At 69.4% G+C, this 6884-nt stretch carries 4 protein-coding genes and 2 pseudogenes; 4 read left to right on the forward strand and 2 right to left on the reverse strand.

Annotated elements, in window-relative coordinates:
• The coding region (locus tag ACWC09_RS51805; protein ID WP_450859201.1) for a nitrate- and nitrite sensing domain-containing protein at positions 1–1430 on the reverse strand (1430 nt) is incomplete at its 3' end.
• A 477-nt stretch (positions 1431–1907) separates the two neighbouring features.
• Here ACWC09_RS51805 and ACWC09_RS51810 point away from each other — a divergent pair.
• Both ACWC09_RS51810 and ACWC09_RS51815 read left to right on the forward strand, forming a co-directional pair.
• Positions 1908–2272, forward strand: a pseudogene (locus tag ACWC09_RS51810) (MFS transporter); the annotation flags it as partial.
• Between the two features lie 382 nt (positions 2273–2654).
• Positions 2655–3920, forward strand: a complete 1266-nt coding sequence (locus ACWC09_RS51815; protein WP_450859202.1) for an MFS transporter — start codon at positions 2655–2657, stop codon at positions 3918–3920.
• 125 nt (positions 3921–4045) lie between these two features.
• On the opposite strand, the gene ACWC09_RS51820 is transcribed toward ACWC09_RS51815, so the two are convergent.
• The gene (locus tag ACWC09_RS51820) at positions 4046–4204 is read right to left on the reverse strand and encodes a hypothetical protein (protein ID WP_450859204.1); all 159 of its coding nucleotides are present in this window, start codon (positions 4202–4204) and stop codon (positions 4046–4048) included.
• A 191-nt stretch (positions 4205–4395) separates the two neighbouring features.
• Here ACWC09_RS51820 and ACWC09_RS51825 point away from each other — a divergent pair.
• Together ACWC09_RS51825 and ACWC09_RS51830 are read left to right on the forward strand one after the other, a co-directional pair.
• Positions 4396–5254, forward strand: a pseudogene (locus ACWC09_RS51825) (amidohydrolase family protein); the annotation flags it as partial.
• A 13-nt stretch (positions 5255–5267) separates the two neighbouring features.
• On the forward strand, positions 5268–6206 hold the full coding sequence (locus tag ACWC09_RS51830) for a VOC family protein (protein ID WP_450859206.1): 939 nt from the start codon (positions 5268–5270) through the stop codon (positions 6204–6206).
• The last annotated feature ends 678 nt before the right edge of the window (positions 6207–6884 follow it).

Below are 6884 nucleotides of genomic sequence, written 5' to 3' on the forward strand. Positions count from 1 at the left end.
GCGAGGTGGTCCAGGCGGAAGAGGTTCTCCAGCTGGTCCGGGTCGGCCTCGTTGTTCTCCAGGTCGGTGATCAGGGTCAGCTGGCCCTCGATCAGGGACTGGTTGCGGCGCGAGAGGTTGGTGAAGATCGCGTTGATGTTGCCACGGAGCAGGGCCTGCTCGGAGGCGAGCCGGACCGCCTCGCGGTGGACCTGGTCGAAGGCGCGGGCGACCTCGCCGATCTCGTCCTTGGTGTGGATCGGGATCGGGGCCACCTGGGTGTCGACCCGGCCGGGAGTGGTGGGGGAGAGCTGGGCGACCAGCATCGGCAGCCGCTGCTCGGCGATCTGGAGCGCCGAGGCACGCAGGACACCCATCCTGGTACTCATGGAGCGGGCCATTCCAGCGGCGATCAGGAACGCGGCGAGTACCGCGGCGACGATCACGACGACATTGACGATGACGTCATGGCGTGCGCTCCCGGCAGCGTGCTTCGCATGGGAGAGCCCGGTGTCGGCCAGGTAGACCTCGACTTGGCGGTAGGCGTCGAAGGAGGGGGTGGATGCGGCGAAGAACGAGTCGGTGGTGATGCCCTCGGCTGCGAGGTCCGCAGCCGACTTGCCCGACGCGATCTCGCTGATCATCTTCGTCATGTCCGGCGGGGTGACGAAGGCCTCTCCGGCCGCCTGGGCACGCGCAGCGGCCTTGGCGGCCTGCTGTTCACTCCTGGCCCTCGCTGACGCCAACGCCTTCTGTAATCGCGCCATGTCCCCGCTCGTGGCGGCACCGTGGAACTCCCGCAGTGCGATGTGCCGGAGATAGGCGTACGAACGGAACGAGGCGAGCTGGGAGTCGAGTTCGCCCGCCCTGAGGGCACCGCGTTTCTCGGCCATGATGTGCGTTCCGATGGCCCGGGTCAGAGACTCGGCCGCCTGCGTGAGCGAGATGGCGTAAAGCGCTCGGCCGAAGCCGGCCTGGTTGCTGCTGCCGAAGCCGAGCTCGTTGGAGAGATCCATCAGCGGATGTTGGATCGCGTGGTACTTCTCCTCGGTCTGCACACCGGGCAGACGCGAAGTGAACGCTGCGGCGCGCAAGGCCGTCAGCTGCCTGCCACCGCTCTGGATGACCTTGACCCTCCTGAGCAGACGCGGCGTCTTGGGCATACGCTCAACCGCCTGGTCGAAGGCCGCCTTGTCCCGGTCCGTGATCCGGCGCGCCGTGACGGCCACGGTTCTCGAGGCGGCGCCGCCCTGGACCAGCGAAACGACCGACAGATCACGTTCGTTGATCACGTCGCTTGCGTACTTGTTCGCCGCCTGCACCAGCTCGGCCACCCGGACCGCGTCATCGGCCTCCTGCCATGCGTCCACCGACCGCTTCACGCGGAAACCACCGAGCGCCAGCGTGACGAGGACCGGAATGAGCAGGATGGCACGCAGACTTCGCCCCACTCGCCTGTCGTGTGTGCAGGCCATCCACCTTGTATGTCGTGCCGACCGAGGCGTGGAATGCGGAGCGTTCGCCTGGCGACGCGCACCCGATGCGGGTAACCCCGCTGCCGAGCCATCGGGCACTTCTCGCCTTGCTTTCCGCACTCGACCACCGACCTCTGGACGATCACGCCGTCCGATTGCTGTTTGTCCGTTCCCAGCCCGTGGACGTGAGGATTCGCATCCCGTCACGGCCTCACCGGAGCATACGGAAATCATTGGCTGCGCGTTCATTCACGACGAGACGACGTTGACGCACAGGCGACCGGCCTGCACTTTCGATCGTTTGACGGAGGAATTCGGGCCACATCTTCCGGCACCGCTCCGCATTCCGTCACAGGACGAAAAGAAAAGGTCTACCGAAGAAAGTCCGGATGTTTCACCCGATCCGTGGACTGCGGGATTCCCGTCGAGGATCGCGTCATAGGGGAACACGAAATCGCGCTCGGTCTCGGCGTCGGCGTGGTGATGGCCGCTTCCTCCGACGCGATCGTCGGCAACGCGCCCGTCAGGGACGGCGGCGTGGCCTCACCGGCGCACTGACCGATGCGGGCGTCCCCGCCCCCCTGGCCGGGAAGCTCGGCGAGGCCAAGGACGCCTTCGCCATGGGCGCGACCCCGTTCTCCGACGACATGCCGGCCCAGGTGAAGGCCGCGGTCGTGGAAGGCAGCCACACCGCGGTCATGAACGGCGTGCACACCACCGTCCTGGTCACCGGCGTCCTCACGGTGATCGGCGCCGTCGCCGCAGCCGTCGGCGTCCGCGGCCGGTCCGCCGGTGGGGCGGAGCAGGCCGACCGCTGAGACGTGCCCGACCGGGCGCCCGCGTGTGGCGGGCCGCGATCCGCCCTGCCGAAGCTGCGAGGGCCGTCGCCCGGTGAGCCCGTCGGCCGCTCCTCGTCACCGCGCGGGGCTCGTTCTCGAACGGCGAGTCGGTGACCGCCGTACCGCCATGTCCCGCCGGTCACCTGCGCGCGGGCGTGGCTCATCCATGCCGTGGATGAGCCGGATACGGGATTCGGATCGCGTAGAGGATGGCGAGCGGGCGTCCGACCACCCATAGTCGTCCCTACCCGCACGCCGCTGTCCGGACCAGCCGCCGACGTGGGGCCGTCCTCAGCATGCCGTACGCCGAACGCGTCCGTGGAAGGCATGCCCGCTCCCGTACACCGTCCCTGGAGTCGCCATGCCCGGTTCCGTTCCGACACCGTCTCCCACCGCGGTCGACGACGCCGCTCCGTCACCCCTGGCCGAATCGGGCCCGGCCCATCTGCTGCGAGTGACCCTGCTGATGGCGGGCAGTTGTCTGCCGATCCTCGGTGCCGTGCTGATCGCCCCGGTGCTGCCGAAGATGCAGGACCATTTCGCGTCGGTGCCGGGGGCCAAGGCGTTGGTCCCGCTCGCCCTGACCGTTCCGGCACTGTCGCTGGCGCTGTTGGCCCCGTTCGCCGGCGTGATCGTCGACCGCCTGGGCCGCAAGCGCCTGCTGATCGTGGCGACCCTGCTGTACGCCGTGTTCGGCACCGCCCCGCTCTGGCTGGAGTCACTCGGCGGGATCATCGCCAGCCGTGCCCTGGTCGGCGTCGCCGAGGCCGCGATCATGACGTGCTGCACCACATTGATCGGCGACTACTACAGCGGCCACCGCCGGGTGAAGTACCTCGCCCTGCAGACGATGTGCGCATCCGCGTCGGCCACCGTCTTCTTCGTACTCGGCGGCGCCGCCGGGTCGGCGGGCTGGCGGGTGCCCTTCTGGGTCTACGCCGTGAGCCTGGTCCTCGCCCCCCTGATGGCCGCTTCGCTGCCCAACCCGGCGGTGGGCGCGACGGCCGCCGTGACACCGGCCGCCGAGGTGCGACGCTCCTTCCCCTGGCGGCAGTTGGGCGGCATCTGCGCCCTGACCTTCTTCGGGGCCATGGTCTTCTACACCGTGCCCGTAGAGATGTCGTACCTGCTCGACGACCTCGGGGTGAAGAACTCCGGCGTGATCGGTCTGGCCACCGCGATCGCCAGTGCCGCCACCGTGGGCGGGGCGATCACCTTCGCCCGCCTCAAGCGCTCCCCCGACCCGATGCTGCCCGCCGTCCTCGGGATCTGCGCGGTCGGTTTCGGGCTGATGTTCCTCGCGGGGAACGCTCCGCTCCTGGTCGCCGGCGCGGTGATCAACTGCGTGGGCACCGGCATGCTGCTGCCCGCCCTCCTCACGAGCGCCATGTCCCGCCTGGCGTTCGAGGACCGCGGCCGCGGCACGGGGCTGTGGATGACGGCCTTCTTCGGCGGCGAGTTCGTCTGCCCGCTCGTCCTGCTCGCCGGGGAGTCGGCGGTCGGCAGTCTCGCGGGAGCGGTGGGCGCACTGGGGCTGGTTGCCGCGGCCGTCGCGGCCGGGTTGTGGGCGAACCGGCGCCGGGTCGCCGCCGCCGATCCCCGGCCGCTGCCGGAGCAGCTTGCCTGAGACGGTGGAATGCGACGGACCGGGTGCGCCGAGCACCCCGTCCCGCCTGCAGGTCTCGCCGCCCTCCGGTACGACGGCGAGACCTGCACCGTCCAAACTCCCTGCCGCGGACGGGGACTTACCGGTCAGAGACCCGCGCCCGGCAGGGACCGGAGCAGGCCGGGCCCCGAGCTCGCGTCCGGGATGACGGACACGTCCTCTTCCGGTCCGTTGCTCGTCAGCGTCGCGCCCACGTCCGCGGCCTTGGACCGCAGCCAGATGTGCGCCGCGTCCTGGGCGTGCAAGGGGTGCCACCACATCGCCTCGTGAAACGGGTACCGCCTCGAACGGGCAGGGCAGGACACGCACCGCGGCGGAGCGCACTGCTCTGCGGGCGAGGCGCTCCTGGATCATCGCGACCCGGCGCGTGCCCTCGACCAGGCTGCTCGACGGGGTGCGTGACGCGGACGTACCCGGGCTGATGTACCGGACCGACGGCCCGATCGTCGGCGCACGCGTGCCGAAGCTCACCGAGGCCGCCGTGCGCCTGGCGGCGATGGACGCGCAGGGCGTGCACATCCAGCTCATCAGCCCGTCTCCGTCGCACTACCACTACTGGGCGGAAGCCCACCTGGCCGAACAGATCTGCCGGTTGGCCAACGAGGGCACCGCCGCGCACTGCGCGAAGGCCCCCGACCGGCTGCACGGCCTCGGCCTGGTCCCCCTCCAACATCCCGACCTCACCGCCGGGTTGCTCGACCAAGCCCTGGACCAGGGCCTCAAGGGCGTGGAGATCTCCTCCCACGCTCCCGGCCACCAGCTGTCCGATCCCTCGTACCAGCCCTTCTGGTCCCGCGCGGAGGAGACCGGCGCGCTGGTCTTCCTGCACCCCTTCGGCTGCACGCTCGACGAGCGCCTTGACCGGTGGTACCTGTCCAACACCGGTCGGCCAGCCCACCGAGAACGCGGTCGCCCTCTCCCACCTGATCTTCTCCGGCGTCCTGGACCGCCATCCGGGCCTGAAGCTGATCGCCGCGCACGGCGGCGGCTATCTCCCCACCCACATCGGCCGCTCCGACCACGCCTGGCGGGCCCGACCCGACACCCGCGGCTGCTCACGGGAGCCGAGCAGCTATCTGAAGCAGCTGTACTTCGACTCCCTGGTCCACGACCCGCACGTCCTGCGGGAGTTGATCCGCACCGCAGGCCCGCAGCAGGTCCTGCTCGGTTCCGACTTCCCCTTCGACATGGGCACGGACGACCCGCTGGACGCACTGCGTGCGGCGGACCTGCCCGACCACGACTTCCACGCCGTCCGCGGCGCGAACGCCGCCGCACTGCTCAGCCTCGCATGAGGAGGAACCCCCCATGAACAACCGCCTGCTCACCCATCTGCGCCATGTCGACCTCTCCGTGCCCGACTACGACAAGCAGCTCGACTTCTACTCCGGCGTCTGGGGCCTGACCAAGGTCGAAGAGGACTCCGGCATCTCCTTCCTGGCGGCCGAGGGCAGCCCCGAACAGTACGTCGTACGACTGCGCAAAGCCGACGAGAAGCGTCTGGACCTCGTCTCCTACGGTGCCGGGAGCGCGGCCGATGTGGACACGCTCGCCGAGCAACTCCTCGCCGGAGGCGTGCAGCTGATCTCCCAGCCGGGCAAGGTCGACACCCCCGGCGGCGGCTACGGCCTCCGCTTCTTCGACGTCGACGGACGCACCATCGAGGTCTCGGCCGACGTCGAGGTCCGCCGGCACCGCAAGATCGAGGAGAAGGAGTCGATCCCAGTCAAGCTGTCGCACGTCGTCCTCAACTCCCCGGACCTCGACAAGACCCGCGAGTGGTACGAGCGCCACCTCGGCTTCCGGCTCTCCGACACGCTCGGCCATCCGCACATCGGCGACGTCATGCACTTCATGCGGATCAGCAACCAGCACCACTCCATGGCCATCGCCAAGGGCCCGCACACCGCCCTGCACCACATCTCCTTCGAAATGCGCGGCATCGACGAGTACATGCGCGGCTCCGGCCGCGTGATGCGGGCCGGCTTCAAGAAGATCTGGGGTCCGGGCCGACACATGGCGGGCGACAACACCTTCACGTACTTCCTAGACCCGCACGGCAACACCGTCGAGTACACCACCGAGCTGGAACTGCTGGACGAGGACACCTGGCACCCGCACGTCTACGACTTCTCCAAGCCGGAGGTCACCGACCAGTGGGGCACCGCCAACCCCATGAACGAACTGGTCACCAAGGAGTCCTTCAACGATCCCGACCACGGCTGCTTCGTCGCCCCGCCGGTCTGACCGGCCGGCCCTCCTTCGCCGGGGGGGCGCGGCAGCCCTGTCATGCCCTGACTCCCCGCCACGTCCCCGGTCCCGCTTCACCCGCTCTCCCGTTGACAGGACCTTTCCCTGCGTTTCACCGCGACGAGTACCGCAACCGACGCCACGTGGCCGTCGTCGCAGAGGACGGCAGGCTCCACCCCTGCCCGGCGTCAGCTCGCTGACCGACCTGTTCGTCGACGGAGGCGGCCTGCCCGAACTGCTCGACGCAGCCTCCCTGATGCTCGACGTCCCGGCTCGCCAACCACTACGCCGTGTACGGCCCGCACGACGACATCCGCATGCCGCCGGGGCCGAGCGTTCTCGACTTCGACAGTTGGATCAACCGGGTCCTCGGCGAGATCGCCGACAGGAAGATCCCCCCTCGGGTCGTACACCCCCGCACAGAGGTCGATCGCCGTCACCGGCGGCTACCTCCCGGGACCCGTATCGGGTCGTGATCAATGAGCATCGCAGCCCCCGGGGCGGGCGCCCTGTCTGGGGCGCGGGGCCCGGCGATCTGCGGCTGCGCTTGTGGACGCGAGTGACCGGAAGTGTTGCCGCAGGGGGGTGCCTCTATGTCCTTCGTCAAGGCTGAGTGGTCATGTGGTGGCTGCTTCGGGGCTGCGTGGTTCGTAGAAGGTGCCGTCGCGGAGCATC

It is taken from the genome of Streptomyces sp. NPDC001617 (genome assembly GCF_053596855.1).